This is a genomic window from Streptomyces sp. NPDC056144 (assembly GCF_042264145.1).
In the GTDB taxonomy this organism is placed as follows: domain Bacteria; phylum Actinomycetota; class Actinomycetes; order Streptomycetales; family Streptomycetaceae; genus Streptomyces.
This window is the reverse complement of the sequence record NZ_JBHJVF010000005.1, coordinates 251,972-278,842: the sequence shown is the minus strand read 5'-3', so window position 1 is coordinate 278,842 and position 26,871 is coordinate 251,972. Positions and strand designations below refer to the sequence as shown.

General features: G+C 71.8%; 23 protein-coding genes and 2 tRNA genes. 4 read left to right on the top strand and 21 right to left on the bottom strand.

What is annotated here, in order from left to right; all coding sequences use genetic code 11:
- Positions 1-41: 41 nt before the first annotated feature.
- Positions 42-1,919 (bottom strand): AMP-dependent synthetase/ligase, encoded by a 1,878-nt coding sequence (locus ACFC0Z_RS17910; RefSeq protein ID WP_376438454.1) that lies wholly within the window; start codon positions 1,917-1,919, stop codon positions 42-44.
- 171 nt (positions 1,920-2,090) lie between these two features.
- On the bottom strand, positions 2,091-3,956 hold the full coding sequence (gene lepA, locus ACFC0Z_RS17905; protein WP_376438451.1) for a translation elongation factor 4: 1,866 nt from the start codon (positions 3,954-3,956) through the stop codon (positions 2,091-2,093).
- Between the two features lie 187 nt (positions 3,957-4,143).
- On the opposite strand from lepA, the gene rpsT reads away from it, so the two are divergent.
- Positions 4,144-4,410 carry a 30S ribosomal protein S20 gene (gene rpsT / locus ACFC0Z_RS17900; RefSeq protein WP_360801601.1) on the top strand — a complete coding sequence of 89 codons (267 nt, stop codon included), beginning with the start codon at positions 4,144-4,146 and terminating at the stop codon, positions 4,408-4,410.
- A gap of 1,094 nt (positions 4,411-5,504) precedes the next feature.
- Here rpsT and holA read toward each other — a convergent pair.
- Positions 5,505-6,494 (bottom strand): DNA polymerase III subunit delta, encoded by a 990-nt coding sequence (gene holA, locus ACFC0Z_RS17895; protein ID WP_376438448.1) that lies wholly within the window; start codon positions 6,492-6,494, stop codon positions 5,505-5,507.
- A 62-nt stretch (positions 6,495-6,556) separates the two neighbouring features.
- Here holA and ACFC0Z_RS17890 point away from each other — a divergent pair, with 62 nt between their 5' ends.
- Positions 6,557-6,802: a hypothetical protein gene (locus ACFC0Z_RS17890; protein WP_376438445.1), complete on the top strand. Its 246-nt coding sequence runs from the start codon at positions 6,557-6,559 to the stop codon at positions 6,800-6,802.
- A gap of 5 nt (positions 6,803-6,807) precedes the next feature.
- On the opposite strand, the gene ACFC0Z_RS17885 is transcribed toward ACFC0Z_RS17890, so the two are convergent.
- From ACFC0Z_RS17885 to ACFC0Z_RS17845, 9 genes are all read right to left on the bottom strand, one after another.
- A complete protein-coding gene (locus tag ACFC0Z_RS17885; protein WP_376438442.1) occupies positions 6,808-7,698 on the bottom strand; it encodes a YceI family protein in 891 nt (296 codons plus the stop codon).
- Between the two features lie 132 nt (positions 7,699-7,830).
- Positions 7,831-9,114 (bottom strand): MFS transporter, encoded by a 1,284-nt coding sequence (locus ACFC0Z_RS17880; protein WP_376438439.1) that lies wholly within the window; start codon positions 9,112-9,114, stop codon positions 7,831-7,833.
- Between the two features lie 5 nt (positions 9,115-9,119).
- The gene (locus ACFC0Z_RS17875; protein ID WP_376438436.1) at positions 9,120-9,746 is read right to left on the bottom strand and encodes a winged helix-turn-helix domain-containing protein; all 627 of its coding nucleotides are present in this window, start codon (positions 9,744-9,746) and stop codon (positions 9,120-9,122) included.
- 29 nt (positions 9,747-9,775) lie between these two features.
- Complete coding sequence (locus tag ACFC0Z_RS17870; protein WP_376438434.1) at positions 9,776-12,223, bottom strand: ComEC/Rec2 family competence protein; 2,448 nt, start codon at positions 12,221-12,223, stop codon at positions 9,776-9,778.
- Entirely contained in the window at positions 12,220-12,843 is a 624-nt protein-coding gene (locus ACFC0Z_RS17865; protein ID WP_376438432.1) for a helix-hairpin-helix domain-containing protein, read from the bottom strand. Before ACFC0Z_RS17865 ends, ACFC0Z_RS17870 begins: the two co-directional genes overlap by 4 nt.
- A 441-nt stretch (positions 12,844-13,284) precedes the next feature.
- Complete coding sequence (locus tag ACFC0Z_RS17860) at positions 13,285-14,130, bottom strand: DegV family protein (RefSeq protein WP_376438429.1); 846 nt, start codon at positions 14,128-14,130, stop codon at positions 13,285-13,287.
- A gap of 91 nt (positions 14,131-14,221) precedes the next feature.
- Entirely contained in the window at positions 14,222-14,941 is a 720-nt protein-coding gene (locus ACFC0Z_RS17855; protein ID WP_376438426.1) for a hypothetical protein, read from the bottom strand.
- A 125-nt stretch (positions 14,942-15,066) separates the two neighbouring features.
- Entirely contained in the window at positions 15,067-17,940 is a 2,874-nt protein-coding gene (gene leuS, locus ACFC0Z_RS17850) for a leucine--tRNA ligase (protein ID WP_376438424.1), read from the bottom strand.
- A 283-nt stretch (positions 17,941-18,223) separates the two neighbouring features.
- A tRNA-Ala gene (locus ACFC0Z_RS17845) sits at positions 18,224-18,296 on the bottom strand.
- A gap of 132 nt (positions 18,297-18,428) precedes the next feature.
- On the opposite strand from ACFC0Z_RS17845, the gene ACFC0Z_RS17840 reads away from it, so the two are divergent.
- Positions 18,429-19,679, top strand: a complete 1,251-nt coding sequence (locus ACFC0Z_RS17840; protein ID WP_376438422.1) for a glycosyltransferase 87 family protein — start codon at positions 18,429-18,431, stop codon at positions 19,677-19,679.
- Here the strand turns inward: ACFC0Z_RS17840 and ACFC0Z_RS17835 are convergent.
- Positions 19,658-19,891 (bottom strand): hypothetical protein, encoded by a 234-nt coding sequence (locus ACFC0Z_RS17835; protein WP_376438419.1) that lies wholly within the window; start codon positions 19,889-19,891, stop codon positions 19,658-19,660. The genes ACFC0Z_RS17840 and ACFC0Z_RS17835 overlap by 22 nt on opposite strands.
- Positions 19,892-20,028: 137 nt before the next feature.
- A complete protein-coding gene (locus ACFC0Z_RS17830; protein WP_376438416.1) occupies positions 20,029-21,462 on the bottom strand; it encodes an MFS transporter in 1,434 nt (477 codons plus the stop codon).
- 101 nt (positions 21,463-21,563) lie between these two features.
- On the opposite strand from ACFC0Z_RS17830, the gene ACFC0Z_RS17825 reads away from it, so the two are divergent.
- The gene (locus ACFC0Z_RS17825; protein WP_376438413.1) at positions 21,564-22,448 is read left to right on the top strand and encodes a helix-turn-helix transcriptional regulator; all 885 of its coding nucleotides are present in this window, start codon (positions 21,564-21,566) and stop codon (positions 22,446-22,448) included.
- A gap of 53 nt (positions 22,449-22,501) precedes the next feature.
- Here the strand turns inward: ACFC0Z_RS17825 and ACFC0Z_RS17820 are convergent.
- The 7 genes from ACFC0Z_RS17820 to ACFC0Z_RS17790 form a co-directional block, all read right to left on the bottom strand.
- Positions 22,502-22,574 (bottom strand) — tRNA-Ala (locus ACFC0Z_RS17820).
- Between the two features lie 126 nt (positions 22,575-22,700).
- Positions 22,701-23,354, bottom strand: coding sequence for a histidine phosphatase family protein (locus tag ACFC0Z_RS17815; protein ID WP_376439140.1), 654 nt, complete (start codon positions 23,352-23,354; stop codon positions 22,701-22,703).
- Positions 23,351-23,815: a ribosome silencing factor gene (gene rsfS, locus ACFC0Z_RS17810; RefSeq protein ID WP_360801561.1), complete on the bottom strand. Its 465-nt coding sequence runs from the start codon at positions 23,813-23,815 to the stop codon at positions 23,351-23,353. The genes ACFC0Z_RS17815 and rsfS overlap by 4 nt, the downstream gene beginning before the upstream one ends.
- A gap of 83 nt (positions 23,816-23,898) precedes the next feature.
- Positions 23,899-25,653 (bottom strand): LCP family protein, encoded by a 1,755-nt coding sequence (locus ACFC0Z_RS17805; RefSeq protein WP_376438410.1) that lies wholly within the window; start codon positions 25,651-25,653, stop codon positions 23,899-23,901.
- Positions 25,654-25,672: 19 nt separating this feature from the next.
- Positions 25,673-26,293: a nicotinate-nucleotide adenylyltransferase gene (nadD, locus tag ACFC0Z_RS17800; RefSeq protein ID WP_360801555.1), complete on the bottom strand. Its 621-nt coding sequence runs from the start codon at positions 26,291-26,293 to the stop codon at positions 25,673-25,675.
- Between the two features lie 52 nt (positions 26,294-26,345).
- Positions 26,346-26,507: a hypothetical protein gene (locus ACFC0Z_RS17795; protein ID WP_376438407.1), complete on the bottom strand. Its 162-nt coding sequence runs from the start codon at positions 26,505-26,507 to the stop codon at positions 26,346-26,348.
- Between the two features lie 84 nt (positions 26,508-26,591).
- Positions 26,592-26,828, bottom strand: coding sequence for a hypothetical protein (locus ACFC0Z_RS17790; RefSeq protein WP_376439174.1), 237 nt, complete (start codon positions 26,826-26,828; stop codon positions 26,592-26,594).
- Positions 26,829-26,871: the final 43 nt, after the last annotated feature.

Sequence of the window (26,871 nt, the reverse complement as noted above, 5' to 3'; positions counted from 1 at the left end):
CAACCCTGTGGATAACTCCCGCCAACCCACTACATCGCAGGTCAGGCCTCGCGAGAGCCCTCGTACATCTCCTCGATGAGCGCCTTGTACTCCCGCTCCACGACCGGCCGCTTCAGCTTCAGCGAGGGCGTGAGCTCGCCGTGCTCGATGTCGAGGTCGCGGGGAAGGAGCCGGAACTTCTTGATCGTCTGCCAGCGCTGGAGGCCCTCGTTGAGCCGGTCCACGTACCCCTGGATGAGCTTCTGGGTCTGCGGCGCGGCGACGACCTCGGCGTACGGCTTCCCGCCGAGGCCGTGGTCGGCGGCCCAGCCGAGGATGGAGGGCTCGTCGAGGGCGATGAGCGCGGTGCAGAAGTTCCGGTCGGCGCCGTGGACGAGGATGTTCGAGACGAACGGGCAGACGGCCTTGAACTGGCCCTCGACCTCGGCCGGCGCGATGTACTTGCCGCCGGACGTCTTGATGAGGTCCTTCTTGCGGTCGGTGATCCGCAGGTAGCCGTCGGCGGACAGCTCGCCGATGTCCCCGGTGTGGAACCAGCCGTCGGACTCCAGGACCTCGGAGGTCTTCTCCGGCAGGCCGTGGTAGCCCTCCATGATGCCGGGGCCGCGCAGCAGGATCTCGCCGTCGTCGGCGATCCGGACCTCGGTGCCGGGGAGCGGCTTGCCGACGGTGCCGGTGCGGTAGGCCTCGCCGGGGTTCACGAAGGAGGCGGCGGAGGACTCCGTGAGGCCGTACCCCTCCAGGATGTGGATGCCCGCGCCGGAGAAGAAGTAGCCGATCTCGGGGGCGAGCGCGGCGGAGCCGGAGATGCAGGCGCGGAGGTTGCCGCCGAAGGCCTCGCGGATCTTGCCGTAGACGAGGGCGTCGGCGACCTTGTGCTTGGCGGAGAGGCCGAAGGGTACGGAGGCGGTTCCGGTCCGGCGGAAGTTGTCCTGGCCGACCTTGGCGTACTCGCGGGCGACGCCGGCCGCCCACTGGAAGATCTTGTACTTGGCTCCGCCGGCGGCGCGGGCCTTGGAGGCAACGCCGTTGTAGACCTTCTCGAAGATGCGGGGGACGGCGGCCATGTAGGTCGGCTGCACGACCGGCAGGTTCTCGATGATCTTCTCGACGCGGCCGTCGACGGCCGTGACGTGCCCGACCTCGATCTGGCCGGAGGTGAGGACCTTGCCGAAGACGTGGGCGAGCGGCAGCCAGAGGTACTGGACGTCCTCCTGGGTGACGAGCCCGGTGGCGGCGATGGCCTTGGCCATGTACGACCAGTTGTCGTGCGGGAGGCGGACGCCCTTGGGGCGGCCGGTGGTGCCGGAGGTGTAGATGAGGGTCGCGAGCTGCGTGGAGGTGATCGCGGCGACCCGCTCCTTGACGGCCTCGGGGTGCTTCTCCAGGTAGGCCTTGCCGCGCGCCTCGAGATCGGCGAGGGACAGCACGAACTCGCCGTCGGCGTCGACACCCTCCGCGTCCACGACGACGACGTGCCGGAGCTCGGGCAGCTCGGCGCGCCGCTCGACGGCCTTGGCGAGCTGGGCCGCGTCCTCGGCGATGAGGACCTTGGACTCGGAGTCGGAGAGGATGAACGCCGACTCCTCGGCGTTGGTCTGCGGGTAGACCGTGGTGGTCGCGGCACCGGCGCACATGACGCCGAGGTCGGCGAGGATCCACTCGACGCGGGTGGAGGAGGCGAGGGCGACCCGCTGCTCGGACTCCACGCCGAGGTCGACGAGGCCGGCGGCGATGGCGAAGACCCGTTCGGCGGCCTGCCCCCAGCTGAGCGACTTCCAGTCGTCCGGCCCGGCGCCGGAGGCGGCGGGGACGGGATGGCGGTAGGCCTCCGCGTCCGGGGTCCGCTCGACGCGCTCAAGGAAGAGGGTCGCCACGGAGGGCGGCCGATTCTCGATCTGGGTCTGGGTGTCGCTCAAGACGTCCTCCGGCGGTGCGTAACTACTAACTAACCGGCGAGTAACCTTCGATTCGCGTTCAGAGTAAAGGGCGAGGGTCCGGCGCGTAAGGGCCTGTGGGGCGCCGCTTGATAACGAACGGGCCCGCGCGCCAGAGGCACGCGGACCCGTCGACGGCGACTGCTCCGGCCGCTACTTCTTCTTGCCGGAAGACTCGTCACTCGACAGAACGGCGATGAAGGCCTCCTGCGGCACCTCCACCGAGCCGACCATCTTCATGCGCTTCTTGCCTTCCTTCTGCTTCTCGAGCAGCTTCCGCTTACGGGAGATGTCACCGCCGTAGCACTTGGCGAGGACGTCCTTGCGGATGGCGCGGATGGTCTCGCGGGCGATGACCCGGGAACCGATCGCGGCCTGGATCGGCACCTCGAAGGCCTGCCGCGGGATGAGCTCGCGCAGCTTGGCGACGAGGCGGACGCCGTAGGCGTAGGCGGCGTCCTTGTGCGTGACGGCGGAGAAGGCGTCGACCTTGTCGCCGTGCAGCAGGATGTCGACCTTGACCAGGCTGGAGGCCTGCTCGCCCGTGGGCTCGTAGTCGAGGGAGGCGTAACCGCGGGTCTTGGACTTCAGCTGGTCGAAGAAGTCGAAGACGATCTCGGCGAGCGGCAGGGTGTAGCGGATCTCGACCCGGTCCTCGGAGAGGTAGTCCATGCCGATGAGCGTGCCGCGGCGGGTCTGGCAGAGCTCCATGATCGCGCCGATGAACTCGCTGGGCGCGAGGATCGTGGCCCGGACCACCGGCTCGAAGACGTCGTCGATCTTGCCTTCGGGGAACTCGCTCGGGTTGGTGACGGTGTGCTCGCTGCCGTCCTCCATGACCACGCGGTAGACCACGTTCGGCGCGGTCGCGATGAGGTCGAGCCCGAACTCGCGCTCCAGCCGCTCGCGGATCACGTCGAGGTGCAGCAGCCCGAGGAAGCCGACGCGGAAGCCGAAGCCGAGGGCCGCGGAGGTCTCCGGCTCGTAGACGAGCGCGGCGTCGTTGAGCTGGAGCTTGTCGAGGGCCTCGCGGAGGTCCGGGTACTCCGAGCCGTCGAGCGGGTAGAGACCCGAGAAGACCATCGGCTTCGGGTCCTTGTAACCGCCGAGCGCCTCGGTCGCGCCCTGGTGCAGGGAGGTGATCGTGTCACCGACCTTGGACTGGCGGACGTCCTTCACGCCGGTGATGAGGTACCCCACCTCACCGACACCGAGGCCGTCGGACGCCGTCATCTCGGGCGACGAGACACCGATCTCCAGCAGCTCGTGCGTGGCGCCGGTCGACATCATCCTGATGCGCTCGCGCTTGTTGAGCTGCCCGTCGACCACTCGTACGTACGTCACGACGCCCCGGTACGAGTCGTACACGGAGTCGAAGATCATCGCGCGGGCGGGCGCGTCGGCGACACCGACGGGCGCCGGAACGTCCCGCACGACCCGGTCGAGCAGCGCCTCCACGCCCATGCCGGTCTTCGCCGAGACCTTGAGGACGTCCTCGGGCTGGCAGCCGATGAGGTTGGCGAGCTCCTCGGAGAACTTCTCCGGCTGGGCGGCCGGGAGGTCGATCTTGTTGAGCACGGGAACGATCGTCAGATCGTTCTCCATCGCCAGATAGAGGTTGGCGAGGGTCTGCGCCTCGATGCCCTGCGCGGCGTCGACGAGCAGGATGGTGCCCTCACAGGCGGCGAGCGACCGCGACACCTCGTAGGTGAAGTCGACGTGCCCGGGAGTGTCGATCATGTTCAGGATGTGCGTCTTGCCGTCACCCTGCCCGTCGGTGGGCGCCCAGGGCAGCCGCACCGCCTGGGACTTGATCGTGATGCCGCGCTCCCGCTCGATGTCCATCCGGTCGAGGTACTGAGCACGCATCTGCCGCTGGTCGACCACACCGGTGAGCTGGAGCATCCGGTCGGCAAGCGTGGACTTGCCGTGGTCGATGTGCGCGATGATGCAGAAGTTGCGGATCAGAGCCGGGTCGGTACGGCTCGGCTCGGGCACGTTGGTAGGAGTCGCGGGCACGCAGGGATCTCGTCTCGGGCGATGTTCAGAACGGATACGTAGACACCATGGTCCCATGCCCGCCGCCCGGCGCCCGGTTTGGGACGCCCAGAGGGTGGCTGGTACTGTGGACAGCTGTGTCTCGTGTGCCCTCTCAGCCTGCGAGATCACATCCAGAAGGAACACCGAACCTGTAAAGGCTCTTTTCGTGGCGAACATCAAGTCCCAGATCAAGCGGAACAAGACGAACGAGAAGGCGCGCCTGCGCAACAAGGCCGTCAAGTCCTCGCTCAAGACCGCGATCCGCAAGGCCCGTGAGGCTGTCGCCGCCGGCGACCTCGAGAAGGCCACCGTTGCCACTCGTGCCGCCTCGCGTCAGCTCGACAAGGCTGTCTCGAAGGGTGTCATCCACAAGAACGCCGCCGCCAACAAGAAGTCGGCGCTGGCGCTCAACGTGGCCACCCTCCAGGGCTGAGCTCACTGATCTAACCGATTCATCCGGTCGTACGGGACCCAGCGGGCCCTCTCTCCCGCTCCCGCCCGACCACCCGGACTCGCACGCGGACGCGTTCGCCACGCGGGTGCGAGCCCAAAAGAACGACGCCGAAGGCCCCGGCCCCTTCCTCCCCAGGAAGCCCGGGGCCTTCGCCGTACCCACACCTGCCCAAGGCCCCGGAGACGACGCCCCCGCCCGGGCCTCCCATGCGCCCCACCGCACCACCCGGCGCAACGCCGCCGGGCCCAGGGGGCCAGGGCGCCCCCGCCCGGGCGCAGACACACATCCGAAGCCGTCGGCCTGGGGGCCCGCCCCTGCCTGGGCGCAGACAGGCACCCGAAGCCGCCGGCCCCGGGGGGCGCCCCCACCTGGCCGCAGACACGCACCCCTACTTAGCCTCCCGGCGCGAAACCGCCGGCCCGGGGGCCCGGGGGCCCGGGGGCCCGGGGGCCCGGGGGCCCGGGGGCCCGGGGGCCCGCCGAAGTCAGAAGCGCACCCCCACCTCGCCCCGGCGCGAAACCGCCGGCCCAGGTGCGCAGCCGACACCCCGCCCGAGGCCAGACGCGCCCCCATCCCACGCCCCGGCGCAAAGCCGCCCGGACCAGGGGTCCAGGGGCGCCCCCGCTCAGGCACACACACCCACCTTGACCCCCGGCGCGAAGCCGCCAGTCCAGGGACCCAGGGACGCCCCCGCTCAGGCGCACACACCCACCTTGACCCCCGGCGCGAAGCCGCCGGTCCAGGGACCCAGGGACGCCCCCGCTCAGGCACACACCCACCTTGACCCCCGGCGCGAAGCCGCCGGTCCAGGGACCCAGGGACGACACCCCGCCCGAGGTCAGACGCGCACTCCCACCCCGCCACCCGGCGCGAAGCCGCCGGTCTCAAGGGGCCCCGGGGCGGAGCCCCTGGCGGGGGCAGGGGCGGAGCCCCTGGGACAAAGAACCCCGCACCCCACCAGCCCCCGGCAGGGTTTCGGGAAGGGGCGGGGTGGGGGAAGCAACGCTCTGACCAGCCACGACACCGCCCGCACCGCCACCCCGAGGCCCTGGGGCGGAGCCCCAGGAAAAGACCTACCCCCGCCGCCCCCGAGCCGCCCGCGCCACCGCGACCACCGCCTTCTCCAGGGCGTACTCCGGATCGTCCCCCCCGCCCTTCACCCCCGCGTCCGCCTCCGCGATCGCCCGCAGCGCCACCGAAACCCCGTCCGGCGTCCACCCCCGCATCTGCTGCCGCACCCGGTCGATCTTCCACGGCGGCATCCCCAGCTCCCGCGCGAGGTCCGCCGGCCGCCCGCCGCGGGCGGAGGACAGCTTCCCGATGGCCCGCACCCCCTGCGCCAGCGCACTGGTGATGAGCACCGGCGCGACCCCGGTCGAGAGCGACCAGCGCAGCGCCTCCAGCGCCTCCGCCGCCCGCCCTTCCACGGCCCGGTCGGCCACGTTGAAGGAGGAGGCCTCGGCGCGGCCGGTGTAGTACCGCCCGACGACCGCCTCGTCGATCGTCCCGTCGACGTCCGCCACCAGCTGCGCGCACGCGGACGCGAGCTCCCGCAGGTCGCTGCCGATCGCGTCGACGAGCGTCTGGCACGCCTCGGGTGTCGCCGAGCGCCCGAGCGCCCGGAACTCCTGCCGTACGAACGTCAGCCGCTCCGCCGGCTTCGTCGTCTTCGGGCAGGCGACTTCCCGCGCCCCCACCTTGCGCGCCGCGTCGAGGAGCCCCTTGCCCTTCGCTCCGCCCGCGTGGAGGAAGACGAGGGAGATGTCCTCGACGGGGTCGTCGAGGTACGCCTTGACGTCCTTGATCGTGTCCGCGGACAGGTCCTGCGCGTTCCGCACGACCAGGACCTTCCGCTCGGAGAAGAGCGAGGGGCTGGTCAGCTCCGCGAGCGACCCGGGCTGCAACTGGTCGGGCGTGAGGTCACGGACGTCCGTGTCGGCGTCGGCGGCCCGCGCGGCCGCCACCACCTCCTGGACGACACGGTCGAGGAGCAGGTCCTCCTGCCCCACGGCGAGCGTCACGGGTCCGAGGAGTTCGTCGGGTGAAGTCTTTCTGGTGGCCATCGCGATCCAGCATCCCACGCCCCACTGACAGCGGTCCCCGTGCCAGGACCGACAATGGCGTGGTGAGCGAACGACGACACGTACTGGTGCTTCCCGACCGCGACGCCGCCGAGGAGGTCGCGGAGGAGCTCCCCGCCCGCTTCGGCGTGACCGAGGCCCCGCAGCTCGTCCGGGACGCCCTGGCCGGCGAGGACGACGCCGAGGACGCCCAGTGGCTGGTGGTCGTGGAGGATCCGGACGCCCGCCTCGACCCGGCGGCGCTGGACGAGCTCGCCGCCGAGTACGAGGGCTGGCTGGAGGCCCCGTAAGGGCCTCAGCCCCGCCCGGTCTTCGGCACGATCTGCACGTCCAGGTCGATGCTGATGCTGGAGCCGACGGCCGCGATCCCCCGCGCCAGCAGCGTCTGCCAGGTCAGCGTGAAGTCTTCCCGGTGCAGCTCGGTCGTGGCCCGGCAGGCTCCCCGCGTCTCGCCCTCGAGACCGTTCCCGAGGCCCAGGTACTGGGTGTCGAGGGTGATCGTGCGGCTCACGCCGTGCAGGGTGAGCGCCCCGGTGACCGCCCACCGGCTGCCGCCCCGGTGGACGAAGCGCTCGCTGTGGAACTCCAGGGTCGGGTAGACGCCGACGTCGAGGAAGTCCCCCGACCGCAGATGGTCGTCGCGCATCTGCACCCCGGTGTCGATGGAGGCCGCGTCGATGACGACGTGCATCGCCGACTGCTCCATGCGCTCGCCGATCCGCACCGCGCCCGCGAAGTTGTTGAACCGGCCGTGGATACGGGCCAGGCCGATGTGGCGGGCGGTGAAGCCGATCTGCGAGTGGGTCGGGTCGATCTCCCAGTCCCCCGCCTCGGGAAGCGGCGGCTGCGGCGCGACCTGGAGCTGGACGTCGCCGACGCCCGTGTGCCCGCCCTCGGTGATGACGGCGCTGCCGTGGAAGGGCGTGTACCCCTCGGCGGTGACGGCGAGCCGGTACTCGCCCGCCGGTACGGTCGCGAGCGCGGTGCCGTACGGGTCGGTCTCCCCGCCCAGCACCTTGCGGCCGGCCGCGTCGCTGAGGACGAACTCAGCCTGCCGTACCGGCTCGTGTACGGGATCGATGACCCGGCAGCTCAGGACCCCCGCCGACGCCGGCACCGCGAGGCCGGCGAGCGGACCGCCCCGCGCCGCGCCCGCCGCCCGCTTCCCGAAAAGACGATCGAACATTCTTCACGCACCCCCGCATGACTCGTTCACTGTGCAACGAAATCGCATTCGATCATCGTTGAAGCGTTTGAGGCAAACGAGCAGAGTGTTACCGAGAGTCCGAATTGAGGATTCCGCTTATCCCCCGGCCCGTCACCCCACCTGGACGGGCTCCGCCCCCTCCTCCGACTCCCCCACGGGCAGTTGACGCATCCGCGCCAGCGGGGAGGGCAGCAGCCACAGCACGGCGAGCACGGCCCCGCCGGTGGCGATCCACAGCGTCGGCCGCAGCCCGATCGACGCGCCGAGCAGGCCGCCGACGAGCGCGCCGAGGGGGCGGAACCCGTGGTTGAGCGTGCGGAAAGCACCCATGACCCGGGCCCGTATCCCGTCCGGGATCACGGCCATCTGGAACGACCCCGCGGCGATGTCCACGACCATCACGGCGGCGCAGGAGAGGAACTCCGCGACGAACAGCACGGTCACGAGCACCGGGAGCGGGCCGCCGGCCAGCGGCACCAGGAGCAGCGGGAGCGTGAACCCGAGGAAGCCGACGACCATCGAGGGGCCGATGCCGATCCGCCGGACGACGGCCCCGCCGACCGCGGCGCCGATGAGGCCGCCGACGGCCCCGGTCCCGAGCACGAGGCCGAGGAGACCCGCGCTGAGCCCGAGGTCGCTGGTCGCGTAGAGCACGAAGAGCGTGTGGAACATGTAGTTGAAGAACTGGACCGTTCCGGAGGCGGCGAACAGCGCCCGCATCGAGGCGTGCCGGACGACCCAGCGCATGCCCTCGGTGAAGTGCCCCTTGGCGACGGGCTCCGGCGGGGGCTCGACGGCCTTGATCCGGGCCAGGTACCCGGCCGACACGACGTAGGTGAGGGCGTCGGCGACCAGCGCGAAGGGCGCGGTGAGGACCTGGACGAGCACGCCGCCGATCCCGGGACCCGCGAGCCAGGCCATCGAACGGCTTCCGTTGACCAGCGAGTTCGCCTGCACGTACCGGTCGGTGGGAACCAGCGCCACGACGAGGGTCGTGTTGCACACCTCGAAGAGGACGGTGAGCGCCCCGACCAGGAAGGCCACCACGTACAGCTGGCCGAGCGTCAGCGCGTCGAGCGCGTAGGCCAGGGGAAGCGTCGCGATCAGGACCGCCCGCCCGAGGTCGGCAGCGATCATGACGCGCCTGCGGTTGGCCTGCCGGTCGGACCAGGCGCCGAACGGCAGGTTGAGCAGGAGCGCCGGGAGGAGCTCGACCGTCTTGAGCCAGCCCATCTCGGCGGCGCCGGCGCCAAGGACGATGACGGCGGCGAGCGGGATCGCGATGAGCGAGATCTGATCGCCGACGAGCGAGACGGTCTGCCCGGTCCAGTAGCGGCGGAAGGTCCGCTCGCGCAGCAGAGCCGGTATGCGTTCCACGAGAGCCGTGCGGGCCATCTCGCTCACTTCCCTTCTTCGTCGTCGTGGGGGATGTCCTGGTCCAGGTAGGCGATCCGCAGGATGCTGACCGCCCGAGCGCCCTCCGGCCTGAGAGCCGGGTCGGCCTCGCGCCCTTCGTAGGGCCGGATCAGCTCGTCGATCCGCTCCCCGAGCGCGGCGAGCTCCTCGGGGGTGAGGTAGAGCAGCGAGTCGCCGAACTGCTCCGCCTCCTGCCATTCCTTCGGGAGCGTGTGCCGCTTCTCCATGGCTCGGGTGAGGCGACCGAAGTACTGCTCGGCGACGGCGACGTTCAGCGCGTCGGCGGCCTGGGCGAGCGCCGCGTCCTCGCTGTGCTCCGGCCACTCCGTGTACCGCGCCGTCGCCCGCCAGGGCTTCTCCCGCCCCCGCCCGCCCGGGGCCTCTTCCACGAGGCCGTACTTGGCGAGTATCCGCAGGTGGTAGGAGCAGCTGGCCACGGATTCGCCGGTCAGCTCGGCGGCCCGGGTGGCGGTGAAGGGCCCGCTGCTCCGCAGGAGCCCCACCAGGGTCATCCGCAGGGGATGGGCGTAGGCCCGCAGGGCTCGCGGGTCGGTGAGTCGGATACTGCGGGGCTGTTCGCCCTCGGGGTGCGCTGCGCTGCTCTCCGGCATGATCTAAAGCTATCTTTAGAAAGATTTCTTTACAAGACTTTCCGCACCACCATGAGCCCCCTTCCCGCCCCCACGACCGCGAGCGCCCCGTCCCGGTCGGTCCGCAGCACCCGCGCCCCTCCGGCCCGCAACAGCCCCACCGTCCGCGGCGACGGATGCCCGTACGTGTTCCGGCCCACCGACACCAGCGCCAGCCTCGGCCGCACGGCCCGTATCAGCCCCACGTCCTGATGCGCCGACCCGTGGTGGGCGACCTTGAGCACGTCCACCGACCCCACCACCGCCCCGGCACTTCCCAGCAGCGCGCGCTGGGCCGGCGGTTCGAGATCACCCAGCAGGAGCAGCCGCACCCCTCCGGCCGCGCGGACCAGAAGCGTGACGCTGGCGTCGTTCGGCCCGTCGGCCGCTCTCGCGGAGTCCCCCTCCGGCCAGACCACCCACCACTCCAGGGCCCCGATCCGCCGGTGCTCCCCCACTTCCGCCCGTACCAACGGCACCCCGGCGGCGGCCGCCGTCCGCCGCACGAACGCGGCCTGGGCGGGCGGCTCCTCGAGCCCCGTCGTCTGGATCGCCCCCACCGACCTCCCGCGCAGCACCCCGGGCAACCCGGCCACATGGTCCGCGTGGAAGTGCGTGAGCACCAGCAACGGCACCCGCCGCACCCCGAGCTCCCGCAGACAGCGGTCCACCGGTACGGGATCGGGCCCGGCGTCCACGACGACGGCCGCGTCACCGCCCGCCGCGAGCACCGTCGCGTCCCCCTGCCCCACCTCGCACATCGCGAACACCCAGCCCGGCGGCGGCCACCCGGTGGCCCACCGCACCACCGGCACCGGCCGCACGACCACGAGGAAGAGCAGCCCCGCGGTGAGCGCGGCGATCCACCCCCGGTACGGCAGCCGGCGCGCCCCGACCAGGACGAGCCCCGTGAGCAGCGCGAGGAGCAGCCCGCCCCACCAGCCACCCGGCCACCCCAGCCGCGCCCCCGGCAGCTCCCCGCCCGCCCGGGCCACGCCCGCGATCCACCCGGCCGGCCATCCCGCGAGCCAGGCCGCGCCGACCCCGGCCGGCTCCCACACCTGCGCCAGGGCGAGCGCACCGAAACCGAGCACCGTCGCGGGGGCGACCGCGAGCTCCGCGAGCAGGTTGGCCGGGATCGCGACCAGACTCACCCGGGCGGCGAACACCACCACGACCGGCGCGCACACGGCCTGCGCCGCGAGCGCCGCCCCCAGCGCCTCCGCGAGCCGCCCCGGCACCCCGCGCCGCCGCAGCCCCTCGCTCCACCGAGGGGCGACCGTCAGCAGGGCTCCGGTGGCGAGGACCGAGAGCAGGAACCCGTAACTCCGCGCCAGCCAGGGGTCGTAGAGGACGAGCACCAGCACCGCCGCGGCCAGCGCCGGGACCAGCGACCTCCGCCGGCCGGTGCCGATCGCGAGGAGCACGACGAGCCCGCAGGCCGCCGCGCGCAGCACGCTCGGATCGGGCCGGCACACGACGACGAAGCCCAGCGTCAGCACTCCCCCGGCCATGGCGGTAGCCCGCAGCGAGAGCCCGATCCGGGGCGCGAGCCCGCCCCGCTCCACCTGCTGCGCCCGCCCGGGCCGCCCGATGAGCAGCAACAGGACGATGGAGAGATTGCTGCCGGAGACGGCGAGCAGGTGGGTGAGGTCGGTGGCCTCGAAGGCGTCCCGCAGTTCGGTGTCGATCCGCGAGGTGTCCCCGACGACCAGCCCCGGCAGCAGGGCCCGCGCGTCGGGCGCGAGCCCGTCCGTCACCTTCCGCAGTCCCTCGCGCAGCGCCCCCGCCGTGCGCTGCGGCGCGCTCGGCGGACCGACGATCCTCGGCGGCGCCGACCCGTCGAGTTTCAGGACCGCGGCGAACGGGTCGCCGGGGTCCATGGGCGGGGCGAACCGGGCCCCGGCCCGCACCCGGGTCGAGGGCAGCAGCCGCAGCCACTCCGCCCGGCCCTCCCCCGGCCCCACGATCACCAGGACCGGCGCCCGCGTCCGGTGAGCCGTGCCGTCCGCCCGCTCCACCCGAGTCACCTCCCCGTCCAGGACGACCGAGACCGGCGCCATCGCGTTGCCCCGTACCCGGGGCCGGGTGAGCCGCGGGTCCGAGGTGACGGAGAACTCCACCTGCGCCCGCACGTACTCCCCCGCCAGCTCCGGCACGGGACCGCGTCGCAGATCCGCCGCGTGAAGCCCCGCCGCGGCCGCCCCGGCCGCGGCGCAGAGCAGGACCCCGGCGCAGGCGGTCGCCCGCAGGCGCCGCCCGGACGTCACGCTCCCGCCGCCGAACCGCCGGGCCGCCTCCGGAGCCAGCAGGACCGCCGCCCCCACCAGACAGACCGCGACACCGGCCACCGTCGTCCACCCGGTGACGCCGACCGCCCACGCGGCGGCGGCCCACGCCGCCAGCGCCAGGGGAACGAGCCGGAAATCGGCCGGCCCCTCCTCCCCTACCGGCCTCACGGCCGGACCAACGGTTCGAGGTCGGCGAACCGGCGTTCGCCGATCCCGTTCACGTCCCGCAGCTCCGCGACCGTCCGGAAGCCTCCGTGCTCCGCCCGGTGGTCGACGATGTGCCGCGCGAGGACCGGCCCGACCCCGGGCAGGGCGTCCAGCTGCTCCACCGTGGCCGCGCTGAGGCTCAGCGGCACGCCGGGCCCGCCGCCCCCGGCACCCGCGCCGCCGACCGGCACCCCCGAGGAACCCGGCATGCCCGGCACCCCGACGAGCACCTGCTCCCCGTCCATGAGGACGCGCGCCCGGTTGATCCCGGTCAGGTCGGCCCCCGGTTTCGCCCCACCGGCCGCCTCCAGCGCATCTGCCACCCGCGAGCCCGCCGGCAGCGTCAGCACCCCCGGCCTGCGGACCTTCCCTCCCACGTCGACGACCACGCGCGGCCCGGCAGCGGGCCTGGCCGCCGGTCGGGAAGCGGCTGCCACCGGCACCGCGCGGACGAGCTCAGGGGCGCGCACCGGCTCGGGCCGCCCCGTCCAGAAGTACCCGCCCGCGATCCCCGCGGCCACGAGCAGCACCACGGCCAGCGCCCCCAGCGCCCTCGGTTCGAGCCCGCAGCGCGTCTGCACCCACAGCGGCACCCGCTCCCGCAACACTCCCGCCAGCCGCCCGCGCACCCCCAGCGGCGACCCGCGCTCCTGCGCCTCATGACCATCGGGCCCGACCCCGGCCGTCTCACCGGGTACGGCCGTCTCGCCGAATACGGCCCCGGGCCCGGCCTCCGGCATCTCCGAAGACGGGCGCGTCCGAATCCGGCGCCGAGTCCGCCCGGTGGGCGCGCCGCGCCCGTCCGGTCGGCCGCGCCCGTCCGACCCGGGCGCCCTGCCGGGCCCGCTCGTCGCCCTGCCCGTGTGTGTGCGTGTCTGCGTGCGCGTCTGTCGCGTGCGTGTACGAAGGTCCATGCCCGTGACGGTAGAGATCGCGAGCGCCCCGTGCCGGACTCACCCAAGTCCCGTGGACAGACGGCCGATTGTGGATAACTCCGTCACTCTCCCGGGGGACCTCCGCGGTCAGCGAGGCGAGACGACCACCGCGAGGAGCCCCGGACCGGTGTGGGCGCCGATGACCGCTCCGACCTCGCTGACCTGGAGTTCCCCGATACCGGGGATCCGCTCCTTGAGCCGGTCCGCCAGGGCGTCGGCGCGTTCCGGCGCGCAGAGGTGGTGCACGGCGATGTCGACGGCGCCGGACCCGGCCCGCTCCACGGCGATCTCCTCCAGGCGTGCGATGGCCTTCGAAGCCGTCCGCACCTTCTCCCGGAGCTCGATCCGCCCGCCGTCGAGCTCCAGGAGCGGCTTCACCGCGAGCGCGGAGCCGAGCAGCGCCTGCGCGGTGCCGATGCGCCCGCCCCTGCGCAGATAGTCGAGGGTGTCCACGTAGAAATAGGCGGAGGTGCCCGCGACGCGCTTCTCGGCCGCCGCCACCGCCTCGTCGAGCGAGCCGCCGGCCTCCGCGACCTCCGCGGCGGCCACGGCGCAGAAGCCCAGCGCCATGCCCATCATCCGCGTGTCGACCACGCGCACCGGCACGGGGGCGTCCTTCGCGGCGAGCACGGCGGCATCGTAGGTCCCGGAGACCTCGGCGGAGAGATGGAGGGAGACGATGCCTCGCGCACCCGCCTCGGCGGCTTCTCGGTAGGCCTCCGCGAAGATCTCGGGGCTCGGTCGCGAGGTGGTGACGGGACGCCGTTTCTGCAGGGCCTCGGCGAGGGACCGGGCCGAGATCTCGGTGCCCTCCTCCAGGGCGCGGTCGCCGATGACGACGGTCAGCGGGACCGTGGTGATCGCGTGCCGCTCCCTCGTCTGGCGTGGCAGGTAGGCCGTGGAATCGGTGACGATCGCGACATGCCGGGACATGAGCGGGAGGTTACCGGTCGAAGGCCGGGCACGGCAGCCCGGCCCCCGCCGGACGCCTCACACCCCCCGCCCGCGCCACGGAAACCACACGTCAGGCGCTGGTCTCCGGCCGGGGCGACTTCTCCCACGGGTAGGCGGTGCGCCGCGGATCGGGCGGGGTGATCGCGGGCGACTCGTCCGTGATTCCCGCGTCGGCGGGACCCGCGGCGGCGGCCGTCGGCCCGTGCGCGGCGGACGCGCCCTGCGCGGCCGTCGGGCCCGCCGGCGTGTCCCAGTGCCGCAAAGCCCCGGCCTCCACGTCGATCTGGTCGCTCAGCGACGACAGGTCGTCCTGCGCGAACCTGAGGGCCCGGTCCCGGGCCGCCCGGCGCAGGGCGTCGGCCGAGCCCGTGATCTGCTCCGTCCGCCGTGCGAGCTCGGGCAGCTGGCCCGACACCCACGCCCGGTCGGGCTCCCGCTCCATGCGCTTGAGGTCCCCGTCCAGTTCGAGTCCGTGCGCGCTGAGCCGGTGGAACAGGTCGAGCGACTCCTTCAGCGAGGCGTCCTCGACGACGCCCGCCTGGAGCGCCTCCTGCGTGGCCCGCATGGAGGTGCGCAGCGAGAGCCGCAGCTTGGCCAGCTCGCCCGCGACCCCGGCCTGGCCGAAGCTCTTGGCCCGCAGCGTGGTGTCCTCGACCGTGCGCCGCGCCTGGTCCAGGGTGCGGTCCACGCCGCGCGCGGCGGCCTTGGCCACCTTCACCGTGGCGTAGACCCCGAGCGCCACGAAGGCGACGAAGAGCAGCGCCATGATCGTGATAATCGCGGCTTCCATGTCCGCCCCTCCGGCGTCGGTCGAATCCCCACGGCTGTGGTTCTTCCACGGTAAACGGAACGGGCAGGCCAGAGGTTCCAATGGAACCCCCAACCTGCCCGTAGGGGAAGCCCCCGATACCGACGTCAGGCGACGATGTTGACCAGCTTCGGCGCGCGCACGATCACCTTGCGGATCTCGGCACCGCCCAGCGCGCCGACCACGTGCGGGTCGGCGAGCGCCAGCGCCTCGAGCTCCGCGTCCGTGATCGACGGGGAGACCTCGAGACGGGCCTTGACCTTGCCCTTGATCTGCACGACGCAGGTCACGGTCTCGTCGACGACGTACGCCGGGTCGGCGACCGGGAAGCCCTGGTGGACGACCGACTCGGTGTGGCCCAGGCGGCGCCACAGCTCCTCGGCGATGTGCGGGGCCAGCGGGGCGACCAGCAGCACCAACTGCTCGGCGACCTGCCGGGACACGGCGCCACCGGACTTCGTCAGGTGGTTGTTGAGCTCGGTGATCTTGGCGATGGCGGTGTTGAAGCGCATCGCGGCCATGTCCTGGGCGACACCGTCGATCGCCTTGTGCAGGGCGCGCAGCGTGTCCTCGTCGGCGGGGGCGTCGACGACGGTGACCTCGCCGGTCGCCTCGTCGACGATGTTGCGCCACAGACGCTGGAGCAGCCGGTACTGGCCGACGACGGCGCGCGTGTCCCAGGGGCGGGAGACGTCCAGGGGACCCATCGCCATCTCGTACAGACGCAGGGTGTCGGCGCCGTACTCGGTGCAGATCTCGTCCGGCGTCACGGCGTTCTTGAGGGACTTGCCCATCTTGCCGAGGACGCGGCTGACCTTCTCGCCCTCGTACCAGAAGGCGCCGTCCCGCTCCTCGACCTCGGCGGCCGGCACGGCGATGCCGCGCGCGTCGCGGTAGACGAAGGCCTGGATCATGCCCTGGTTGTAGAGCTTGTGGAACGGCTCGGCCGAGGAGATGTGGCCCAGGTCGAAGAGCATCTTGGACCAGAAGCGCGCGTACAGCAGGTGCAGCACGGCGTGCTCGGCGCCGCCGACGTACAGGTCGACACCACCGGTCGGCATGCCCTCGCGCGGACCCATCCAGTACTGCTCGACGGAGGGGTCGACCAGCTTCTCGGAGTTGTGCGGGTCCAGGTAGCGCAGCTCGTACCAGCAGGAGCCGGCCCAGTTCGGCATGGTGTTGGTCTCGCGGCGGTACTTCCGCGGACCGGCGCCGTCGCCGAGGTCCAGGGTGACGTTGACCCAGTCCTCGTTGCGGGACAGCGGGGTCTCCGGCTGGGTGTTCGCGTCGTCCGGGTCGAAGGTGCGCGGCGAGTAGTCCTCGACCTCCGGCAGCTCCAGCGGCAGCATCGAGTCGGGCAGCGAGTGCGCGACGCCGTCCTCGTCGTAGACGATCGGGAAGGGCTCGCCCCAGTACCGCTGGCGGCTGAACAGCCAGTCGCGCAGGCGGAAGTTGACGGTGCCCTCGCCGATGCCGCGGTCGGCCAGCCAGGACGTGATCTTCTCCTTGGCCTCGACGACGCCCAGGCCGTCCAGGGAGATCACGTCGTTGGCGGAGTTGACCAGCTTGGCCTCGTACGAGGCGAAGGCGTCGTCCCAGGTGGACGGGTCGGTGCCGCGGTCGTCGCTCGGCTCGACGACGCAGCGCATCGGCAGCTCGAAGGCGCGGGCGAAGGCGAAGTCGCGGCTGTCGTGCGCCGGGACGGCCATGATGGCGCCGGTGCCGTAGCCCATGAGGACATAGTCGGCGATGAAGACCGGGACGGCGTCGCCGCTGACCGGGTTGGTCGCGTACGCGCCGGTGAAGACGCCGGTCTTGTCCTTGGCCTCGGCCTGGCGCTCGACGTCGGACTTGGACGCGGCCTGCTTGCGGTAGGCGTCGACGGCCTCGGACGGGGTGGCGTGACCGCCGGTCCACACGTCGTGGGTGCCCTCGGGCCAGGCGGCGGGGACGATCGAGTCGACCAGGTCGTGCTCGGGCGCCAGGACCATGTAGGTGGCGCCGAACAGGGTGTCCTGGCGGGTGGTGAAGACGGTGATCGCACCGGCGTCGCCGACCTGGAAGTCGACGCGGGCGCCCTCGGAGCGGCCGATCCAGTTGCGCTGCTGGAGCTTGATCGCCTCGGGCCAGTCCAGGCCGTCCAGGTCGTCGAGCAGGCGGTCCGCGTAGGCGGTGATCCGCATGTTCCACTGGCGCAGCTTGGACTTGAAGACGGGGAAGTTGCCGCGCTCGGAGCGGCCGTCGGCGGTGACCTCCTCGTTGGCCAGGACCGTGCCCAGGCCGGGGCACCAGTTGACGGGCGACTCGGAGGCGTACGCCAGGCGGTACTCGCTCAGGACGTCGGAGCGCTCGGCGGCGCTCAGCTCGCTCCACGCGCGCGTGGAGCCGGGTACGTCACGCGTGCCGTTCTCGAACTGCTCGATCAGCTCGGCGATCGGACGGGCCTTCCCGGCCTCGTCGTCGTACCAGGCGTTGTAGATCTGCAGGAAGATCCACTGGGTCCACTTGTAGTACTCGGGGTCGATCGTGGCGAACGACCGGCGCTTGTCGTGGCCCAGACCCAGCCGGCGCAGCTGGACCTTCATGTTCTCCATGTTGGCCTCGGTGGACACGCGCGGGTGCGTGCCCGTCTGCACGGCGTACTGCTCGGCCGGCAGGCCGAAGGCGTCGAAGCCCAGGGTGTGCAGCACGTTGTGGCCGGTCATGCGCGCGTGGCGGGCGTAGACGTCCGTGGCGATGTAGCCGAGCGGGTGGCCGACGTGGAGGCCCGCACCCGAGGGGTACGGGAACATGTCCATGATGAACTTCTTGGGCAGGGCGGCGACCGCGGGGTCCCCGGCCAGGTCACCGGAGGGGTTCGGAGCCTCGTACGTGCCCTCGGCGTCCCACACGTCCTGCCAGCGTGCCTCGATGTCGGCGGCCATGGCAGCCGTGTAGCGATGCGGGGCCGCCGTCTCGGCGGCCGTATTGATCTCGGTCATGGTCCTTGAAGCTCCATCGATCGTCTCTGCCCACTGCCACGAACTGCCGCGAAATGAAAAATCCCCTCGCACAGGAGGGGACCGCCGCGCCGACTCCGACACGAGGACGGTCATCGGTACGACCGTCATGCGTCGGGACTGATCAGCGCGGCTCGGTAAGCAGGAGGCGTACGGCACGCATGGCGCCAGGGTACCGCAGCCCTCGTACGGGCCGCACCGGCGTTCCAGGCGTGGACACACGAAGAAGCGGGCCATCCGATCCGGATGACCCGCTTCTTTTCTGTGGAGCTAAGGAGAATTGAACTCCTGACCTCCTGCATGCCATGCAGGCGCTCTACCAACTGAGCTATAGCCCCTTGTCTTGCTTCTTTCTCTTGTCTCCGTTTCGGTTTCCCTCGCGGCGACAGACAGAACATTAACCGGCTCCCGCCCAGATCTCCAAATCGGTTCTCCGACCCCCTCCGACCTGCCGGGTAGGGTCGCCGACTGTGTCCGTCTCCGTGCTCTCCAAAACCCGCGCCCGGCCGTGGCCCCTGGTCACCGCCGCGGCGGTCTGCCTGCTCTCGTTCACCGCCTTCTGGGTGGCCCAGCGGCTCGCCCACGTGAACATGCTCGACGTGATGGTCTACCGCGCCGAGGGCGAGACCGTACGGGCCGGCGGGGACCTCTACGCGATGCGCGCCACGTCGGCGAACCTCGCCATGACCTACCCGCCCTTCGCGGCGCTGCTGTTCGTCCCGCTGACCCTGGTGAGCGTCCCGCTGATGCGGACGCTCACGACCGCGGGGAACCTGCTCCTGGTGGTCGCCCTGGTGCAGCTGTCGCTCCAGCTGATCCGCCCGGCGCTGTCCCTGCCGGAGCGCAGGGCTGACCTGTGGCGTACGACACTGCTGGTCGCGGCGGCCGTGGTCTGGTGCGAGCCGGTGTGGACGACGCTGCGGTACGGCCAGATCAACCTGCTCATAGCGGTGGCGGTGCTCTGGGACGTCACCCGTCGCGAAGGGAACCGCTGGGCGGGCCTGGGCATCGGTCTCGCGACCGCGGTGAAACTCACACCGGGGCTCTTCGTGGTCCTCCTGCTCGCCGTGGGGCTGCTGCTGTGGCGCCGGGACCGGGCGGGGAACCAGTGGCTGCGGACCGGCGTGACGGCGACGGGTGTGTTCCTGGCGACGACGCTGAGCGTGGCGGTGATGCTGCCGGCGGACTCGAAGAAGTTCTGGACGGAGACCCTCTTCGCGACGGGCCGGGTCGGCTTCGCCGAGGAGACCGCCAACCAGTCCATCAGCGGCGTCCTGGCCCGCCTGATGCACACGGACTCCCCGGGCGTCTGGTGGCTGCTGGCCGCCGCCGTCATGGGCGGTGCGGCGATGGTCCTCGCGGTACGGGCGGGGGTGCGCGGCGACAAGGCGGCGGCCGTGGTCATCTGCGCGTTCACGGCGCTGATGATCAGTCCGATCTCCTGGTCCCACCACTGGGTCTGGTGCGTGCCGCTGCTGATCCTGCTCGCGGACCGCGCCACGCGCGCGTGGCTCGTGACGGGCGCCGTGGCGCTGGCCTTCTGCTCGTTCGCTCTGTGGTGGGTGCCGCACGACCCGGGCCGTCCCGAACTGGACCAGAACGCGGGTCAGATGCTGCTGTCCGCGGTCTATCCGCTGACGGCGACGGCGCTGTTGGTGGGGTACGCCCTGACCTTGAGGCGTCAGGACGTGGACCAGGCTCAGGCTCTGGCGAAGGAGTAGAACCGCTTGAGGGTGCAGTGGTCGTCGAGGAGCCGTCCGTAGATCGGCTCCCCCTCCAGCTCGCGGTACGTCTCGATCGGGTCGCCTTTTATGATCAGCGCCCGCGCGCACTCCTCGCACCAGTACTGGAACTCGGGGTTGACGGGGTCCATGTCGCGCACGATGGGCGTACCGCTGCCGCACCAGTCGCACTTCCGCCTGTGTGCACCCATCAGTCAGCTCCAGCTGTGGCCGCAGGCCGTGCACCCATGGGACACCCTGCTGTGGTCGCCGAGCACGTGGGTCACCCTCCCGTCCGGACTCTCGTCCCCCTCCGGCCGTCCGATTCTGCCATGGCACCGCAAGGGGGTCAGCGCCCTCGGCGCGCCGGTCCGGCGACGGCGCCCAGGACCGCCACGGCGGCCAGGGCGATCATGGTCGTTCCCAGCGCGTCGGCGGAGACCCGTGCCCCCGGCCCCGTCAGCCCGCCGAGGAAGAGGGCGCCGAAGGCGGCGACCCCGACGAGCTGACCGAGTTGGGTGACGGTGGCGAGGAGCCCGCTGGCGTCGGCGGCGTCCTCGGGCCGTACGGTCGCGAGGGCGCCGGTCAGCGTGGGGCTGAAGGCCAGCGCGATGCCGACGCCCATGCCCACCAGGGCCGGGTGGAGCGCGGCACCGCCGTCTCCGCCGTCCCCGAGGGCGAGGCCGAGGGCGAGCGCCGAGGCGGCCGTGAGCAGGAATCCACCCGGTACGAGCGCGCGTTGCAGCCGGGCCGGCCAGCGCCGCCAGGTCAGCCCGACGACACCGAAGGCGACCGCGGCGGGCCCGAACGTGAGCCCGGTGCGCAGGGCGCTGTGCCCGAGCCCGCCCTGGAAGTGCAGGGTGAGGGTGAACAGAAACCCGGCGTTGACGCCCATGGCCGTCGCGATCCGGAGAACGGCCCGCCCCATGCCGGGAGTCCGCAGGACGCGCGGGGCAATCAGCGGAGCGCCGCCCCGCCGGGCCAGCCCCGTCTCGTACGCGCCGAACACGGCGATCAGCAGCGCGGAGCCGCCGAGCGACAGCCAGGTCCACATCGGCCAGCCCTGCTGCTCCCCGAGGACCAGAGGGACGGTCAGGAGGGAGACGGCGGCCGCGAGGAGCAGCAGCCCGGGCAGGTCGAGGGCGCGGCCGCGCTCGGACCCGGTGGGGGCGTCGTGGGGCAGGACGCGGGCGCCGACGACGAGCAGGGCGATCCCGATGGGCACGTTGACGAGGAAGACCGGCCGCCAGCCCGTGCCGAACAGGTCTGCGCTGACAAGGATCCCGCCGACGACCTGCCCCGCGGCAGCGCCCGTGGCGAGGACCGCGGAGTACGCGCCGAGCGCCCTGATCCGGCCCTCGCCGGTGAAGGTCCGCTGGATGAGGCTGAGGACCTGCGGGATCATCAGGGCGGAGCCCGCGCCCTGGACCAGCCGGAAGGCGATCAACTGCCCGGTTCCCGCGGCCAGTCCGCAGGCGAGGGAGGCGGCGGTGAACAGGGCGAGGCCGAGGAGGTACGTCCTGCGGTGGCCGAGCAGGCCGCCGAGGCGGGCCCCGGTGATCAGCAGCACGGCGTACGTGACGGTGTACCCGGCGACGACGAGCTGAAGTCCCGCTCCGGAGGCGGCGAGTTCGGTACGGATCGTGGGGGCCGCGACGTTGACGATGAAGACGTCGAGGAGGGCCATGAACTGGGCGGCGAGCACCACCCCGAGCAGCGGCCCGGGGCGGTTGTCGGTGCCACGGTCTTTACTGAGTACGGGACGTGTTCCGGTCGAGGTCATGCGAGAAGCGTGATCCCGGTCGGATACGGGTAACGAGAGCCCGCTGATGCTGGTACTGACACCACCTGGCAACGGCGGCACGGGGACTCGACCATGGGGGTGTGACGACTTTGGCAGCTGTACCGACCCAGGCGCGCCGACGGCCGGAGCTGGCCGCGTTCCTGCGCAGCCGCAGGGCGCGGGTGACCCCGGAGGACGTGGGCATGCCCCCGGGGTTCCGTCGCAGGACGCCGGGGCTTCGCCGCGAGGAGGTCGCCCAGCTCTCGGGCGTCGGCGTGACCTGGTACACGTGGCTGGAGCAGGGTCGTCCGATCAACGCATCGGCGCAGGTGCTCGACGCCGTCGCCCGCACGCTCCGCCTCGACCGGCCCGAGCGCGAGCATCTCTACCACCTGGCCGGGGTGCCGTACGCCCCCGAGCGGGCGGCCGACGACGACCAGGTCGTCAGTCCGGAGATCCAGGGCATCCTCGACGCGCTCGACCCGCACCCCGCGGTGCTCTACAACGCGCGGTACGACGTGCTGGCGACCAACAGGAGCTACGAGACGCTCTTCCTGTGGGACGGAAACGGCCTGGACACCGGCCCGTTCGACCTGCGGAACGTGCTGTGGGCGCTCTTCACGGCCCCGTCGCCGACGTGCCCCCTGGTCAACCGCGAGGACGAGCTGCCGCTGATGGTGGCCCAACTCCGGGGCTCGTACGGCCGGCATGTGGGCGAGCCCACGTGGGAGGCGTTCGTCCGGCGCCTGGCGGAGGCCAGTCCGGAGTTCGCCCGGCTCTGGCGGAGCGGCGACGTGGTGCCGCCCGGGACCCGCGTGAAGACCTTCCGCCACCAGGCGGTCGGCGAGCTCCGGATGACCTCGGTCTCCCTCTCGGTCAACGGGATGCCCGAGTGCCGGATCGTCACGTACACGCCGAACGACGAGGAGAGCCGCCACGCGATCCGAAGACTCGCCGGAGGCGACGGGCGGGGCGGGGACGACTGAGGGGGCCGAAACGCCGAATCCCGCCCCCTGTTGGGGACGGGATTCGGTGACTGTGGAGCTAAGGAGAATTGAACTCCTGACCTCCTGCATGCCATGCAGGCGCTCTACCAACTGAGCTATAGCCCCTTGCGTTCTTCCGTTCTTCGCGCTGCGCGCTCCGAACAAGAAGAACTCTAGCCTGTGACCTGCCAGAAAGTGAAATCCGGGTCCGTCAGGCCGCTCGCGCGCCCCGATCAGGTCTCGGCGCAGGTCTCAGGCGTCGTCGCCCAGGACCGGCTCGGGCAGCGTGCCGGCGTTGTGCTCCATGAGCCGCCAGCCGCGGGCACCCTCGCCCAGGACGGACCAGCAGCAGTTGGAGAGCCCGCCCAGGCCTTCCCAGTGGTGGGCCTCGAGACCCAGGAGGCGACCGATGGTGGTGCGGATGGTGCCGCCGTGGCTGACGACGACGAGCGTGCCGTTCTCCGGCAGCTTGTCGGCGTGCTCCAGAACCACCGGGGCGGCCCGGTCGGCCACCTCGGTCTCCAGTTCGCCGCCACCCCGGCGCACGGGCTCGCCGCGCTTCCAGGCCGCGTACTCCTCGCCGTACCGCGCCACGATCTCGTCGTGGGTCAGTCCCTGCCACTCCCCCGCGTACGTCTCGCGCAGGGCGGAGTCGTGGGCGACGGTGTGGCCGGTGAGCGCGGAGAGCTCGGCGGCGGTGGCAGCGGCGCGCTTCAGGTCGGAGGACACGATGGCGTCCGGCCGCAGCGCGGCGAGCAGCCGGGCGGCGCGGCGCGCCTGGGCGACGCCGTCCTCCGTCAGCTCGATGTCGGTCGACCCCTGGAACCGGCGCTCCAGGTTCCAGGAGGTCTGGCCGTGGCGCCAGAGGACGATCCGGCGGCCGCTGCCGCTCTTGGTGGTGCTCAGCTCAGCTCACCGTCCACTTCCTCGGGAAGACCGGATCCGGCCTCGATGTCGGTGCCGGTCAGGGCGGCGTGTTCGGCCGCCTTGCCCCGGGTCTTCAGGGCTTCCTCGGGAAGCGGGAGCTCCGGGCAGTCCTTCCACAGCCGCTCCAGGGCGTAGAAGACCCGCTCCTCGCTGTGCTGGACGTGGACGACGATGTCGACGTAGTCCAGGAGGATCCAGCGGGCGTCGCGGTCGCCCTCACGGCGGACCGGCTTGGCGCCGAGGTCCTTGTTCAGCCGCTCCTCGATCTCGTCGACGATCGACTTGACCTGGCGGTCGTTGGGCGCGGAGGCGAGCAGGAAGGCGTCGGTGATCGACAGCACGTCGCTGACGTCGTACGCGATGATGTCGTGCGCGAGTCGGTCGGCGGCCGCGAGGGCGGCGGCGTTGACGAGCTCGATGGAACGGTCCGTGGCGGTCACAAGCAGGCTTTCGTCGGCGGTCCAGTACCCCTCCAGGGTCTCACGGACCGCCGACGCACTCGCAAACGTTTACCGGGACCGTGCTAGCGGGCCCCCGGGACCTTGTAGTCCTGGCCGAGGATCACGGTGACCGCGGCCGCTCCCGCGGGCTTGCCCTTCTGGACCGAGCCGGTCGGGAGCCCCAGGGTCTTGGCGACCTCGGTCGCGGTCCCCTTCTGGGCGTCGTCACCGTAGACGACCTGCGATTTCTCCTGGGTCGTGGCCTTGGATCCGCCGACGAAGGCGTAGCCGCCGTTGATCAGGACGACCCGCGCGGCCTCGGTGGCGTTCTTGCCGGATCCGTCCCGCACGGAGACGCGGGGCACGTCGCCGGCGTCGGGGGCGGTGACCTTGCCGCCGAGGATGTCCTTCACCACGCTGTCGCTCGCGCCATCGGTCAGCGTCCCGTCCTGCTCGACCGGCAGCAGGGCCGTCTTGTAGGCGCCGGTCTTGGCGTGCTCGGCGAGCTTGGCGAGGGAGGCGCCGAGGTCCTTCTCGGGCAGCGAGGGGTCGAGGATCTGCGCCAGGTACTCGATGGTGCCCGTGGCGGTCTCGGGGTCGCTGGAGAACTTCCGCAGCACTCCGTACATGACCTGGCCGAAGCGCTGGAGCTGCTTGGCCTCGGCCTCGCCGGGGGCGCGGTAGGTCGCGTAGGCGACGGCCGCCCGGCCGTTCAGGTCCTGCTTCTCGCCCTTGCGGACGAGAGGCTCGGCGGCGCCCTTCTTCTTGTCGGGCACGTCGGTGTCGGTGTCGACCTCGATGCCGCTGACGCGCTCGACGAGGTTCTCCAGGTACGGGGTGTCCAGGCGCCAGGTGCCGGTGATCTTCGCGCCGAGGAGGTTGCCGATCGCCTCGCGCGTACCGCTCGACCCGTCGTCCTCGACGGACTTGCCGAGGGTGGTCGTGGTGCCCTCGGAGTCGGCGACGGCGACGGAGTTGGGGAGCAGGACGGTGCTGCCCTGCTTGGTGGTGGTGTTGTCGACGAGGAGGGCGGTGGAGGTTCCGCCGCCCAGGGTGTCGTGGAGGTGGACGACGATCGTGTCGCGCCGCTGCGGGCCCGTCGCGGTGTTCTGCTTCCGCTCCGGGTCGGAGGTGCCGGGGAGCATGCCGGCGGACCAGAGGTAGCCGACTCCGCCCACGACGGCGAGGACGAGGACGACCACGAGCGCGACGACCCGGTTGCGGCCGCGCCGCCTGGCCTCCTCGCGCCGCTCCGAGCGGCTCTCGGTGAACGCGAGCCAGTCGATGACGTCCTCGGAGTCCTCGTCGGGCTCCTCGATGAACGAGAACTGCTCGGTGCGGTACGCGCGGTCCTCGGAGTCCTGCCGGGGCGGCGCGGACCGCTCGGGGGCGGGGCGCTCGGGCGCGGGCGGCTCGGCGGCCGGGCGCTGGACGGGTACGCCGACGGGGGCCGCGACGGGGGCCTCGGGGGCGGCCTGGGCCGTCTGCGCGGCCCACTGCTGGCCGGTGTCCGTGTCGTACGAGGGGTAGGTGTAGCCCTGCTGCCCGTACGGGTCGTACTGCGGCTGCGGGGCGGGCTGCTGCGGCTGCTGCTGCTGCTGGGCGGCGTAGGGGTCGTAGCCGTACGCCTGCTGCTGAGGCGGCTGCGCCTGTCCGAGGCCCGCGTACGGGTCGTACGACTGCTGCTCGTACTGCTGCTGGTCGTACTGCTGGACAGGCTGCTGCTGGACGGGCTGCTGCGACGGCGGCTGCTGGTACACCGGCTGCCCGTACTCGTCGTAGCCGATGATCTGCGGCTGCGGATAGTACGGGTCGTACGGGTTGTGTCGATCGTTCACCGGTGGCCCTCCCCGAAGCTCACTCGCCGCGGTACAGCTGGCGCTTGTCGATGTAGCGGACCACGCCGTCCGGGACGAGGTACCAGACGGGATCGCCCTGCGCGACCCGTGCCCGGCAGTCCGTGGACGAGATCGCGAGCGCGGGGACCTCGACCAGCGAGACACCGCCCTTGGGCAGCCCGTCGTCGGTGAGGTCGTGGCCCGGCCGGGTGACGCCGATGAAGTGCGCGAGCGAGAAGAGCTCCTCGGCGTCGCGCCAGGTGAGGATCTGCGACAGCGCGTCGGCCCCGGTGATGAAGAAGAGGTCCGAGTCGCTGTTGAGAGAGCGCAGGTCCCTCAGCGTGTCGATGGTGTACGTCGCGCCGCCCCGGTCGATGTCGATGCGACTGACCGAGAACTGCGGGTTGGACGCGGTGGCGATGACCGTCATCAGATAACGGTCCTCCGCCGCGGACACGGTCTTGTGACCCTTCTGCCACGGCTGCCCGGTCGGCACGAACACCACCTCGTCGAGGTGGAACAGAGCGGCCACCTCGCTGGCGGCCACCAGGTGACCGTGGTGGATCGGGTCGAACGTTCCGCCCATGACGCCGAGTCGGCGCTTGCCGCGGCCACCGGTAGACACTTCCTGCTCTCCCATGCGTGCAGAGCCTACTGGCACCGCGGCGGACGCCCGATCGGCGGTCGGCGGATCAGCGGTCGCGGTTGAAGCGCGTGGTGATCCACAGCAGGAGCAGCAGCGCGCCGAGGGCGCCGAAGCCCGTGAGGTAGGGGTTGAGGCTGTCGTGGTTGCCGCCGTGTTCGGCGCCCTCGGCGAGAGAGACCAGGTGGGCGGCGGTGCTGTGGAGACTCATCGTCAGCAGGACCTATCGATCGGAGAGGGGAGCGGAGACTTCGGGCACATCGTATGCGGGCGGTCCCGGCAGTCTCACGCCGACTCAGGCGTTGGCGTTCTTGTCGGTGTTGCCGCCGGGGCCGGCGCTCGCGTCGCCGTTCGGGTCGCGGCTCGTGTCGTCCGCGCCGTCGGCGTCGTTCCGGTAGCCGCGGAGCAGGAACCAGGCGAGCAGGGCGCCGCCCACGATCGAGACGAGCAGCACGATCCGGAGCGTGTTGCCCGGGCCCTGGTCTGCGGCCGCCGCGAGCAGGGTCGCGGTGACGTCGGCGGTGTCCGGCATGTCAGTGGTGCTCCTCGCTTGTCCACAGGGTCCGAGTTATCCA

What these genes read in the sequence shown, in the direction of transcription:
- ACFC0Z_RS17880 (WP_376438439.1), bottom strand. Translation starts at nt 9,114, where the DNA reads ATGGCCCGCACGGCTCTCGTGGAACGCATACCGGCTCTGCTGCGCGAG.
- ACFC0Z_RS17835 (WP_376438419.1), bottom strand. Translation starts at nt 19,891, where the DNA reads ATGGGTGCACACAGGCGGAAGTGCGACTGGTGCGGCAGCGGTACGCCC.
- ACFC0Z_RS17795 (WP_376438407.1), bottom strand. Translation starts at nt 26,507, where the DNA reads ATGAGTCTCCACAGCACCGCCGCCCACCTGGTCTCTCTCGCCGAGGGC.
- ACFC0Z_RS17860 (WP_376438429.1), bottom strand. Translation starts at nt 14,130, where the DNA reads ATGTCCCGGCATGTCGCGATCGTCACCGATTCCACGGCCTACCTGCCA.
- ACFC0Z_RS17790 (WP_376439174.1), bottom strand. Translation starts at nt 26,828, where the DNA reads ATGCCGGACACCGCCGACGTCACCGCGACCCTGCTCGCGGCGGCCGCA.
- holA (WP_376438448.1), bottom strand. Translation starts at nt 6,494, where the DNA reads ATGGCCACCAGAAAGACTTCACCCGACGAACTCCTCGGACCCGTGACG.
- ACFC0Z_RS17885 (WP_376438442.1), bottom strand. Translation starts at nt 7,698, where the DNA reads ATGTTCGATCGTCTTTTCGGGAAGCGGGCGGCGGGCGCGGCGCGGGGC.
- ACFC0Z_RS17875 (WP_376438436.1), bottom strand. Translation starts at nt 9,746, where the DNA reads ATGCCGGAGAGCAGCGCAGCGCACCCCGAGGGCGAACAGCCCCGCAGT.
- ACFC0Z_RS17830 (WP_376438416.1), bottom strand. Translation starts at nt 21,462, where the DNA reads ATGACCTCGACCGGAACACGTCCCGTACTCAGTAAAGACCGTGGCACC.
- nadD (WP_360801555.1), bottom strand. Translation starts at nt 26,293, where the DNA reads ATGGGAGAGCAGGAAGTGTCTACCGGTGGCCGCGGCAAGCGCCGACTC.
- ACFC0Z_RS17855 (WP_376438426.1), bottom strand. Translation starts at nt 14,941, where the DNA reads ATGGAAGCCGCGATTATCACGATCATGGCGCTGCTCTTCGTCGCCTTC.
- leuS (WP_376438424.1), bottom strand. Translation starts at nt 17,940, where the DNA reads ATGACCGAGATCAATACGGCCGCCGAGACGGCGGCCCCGCATCGCTAC.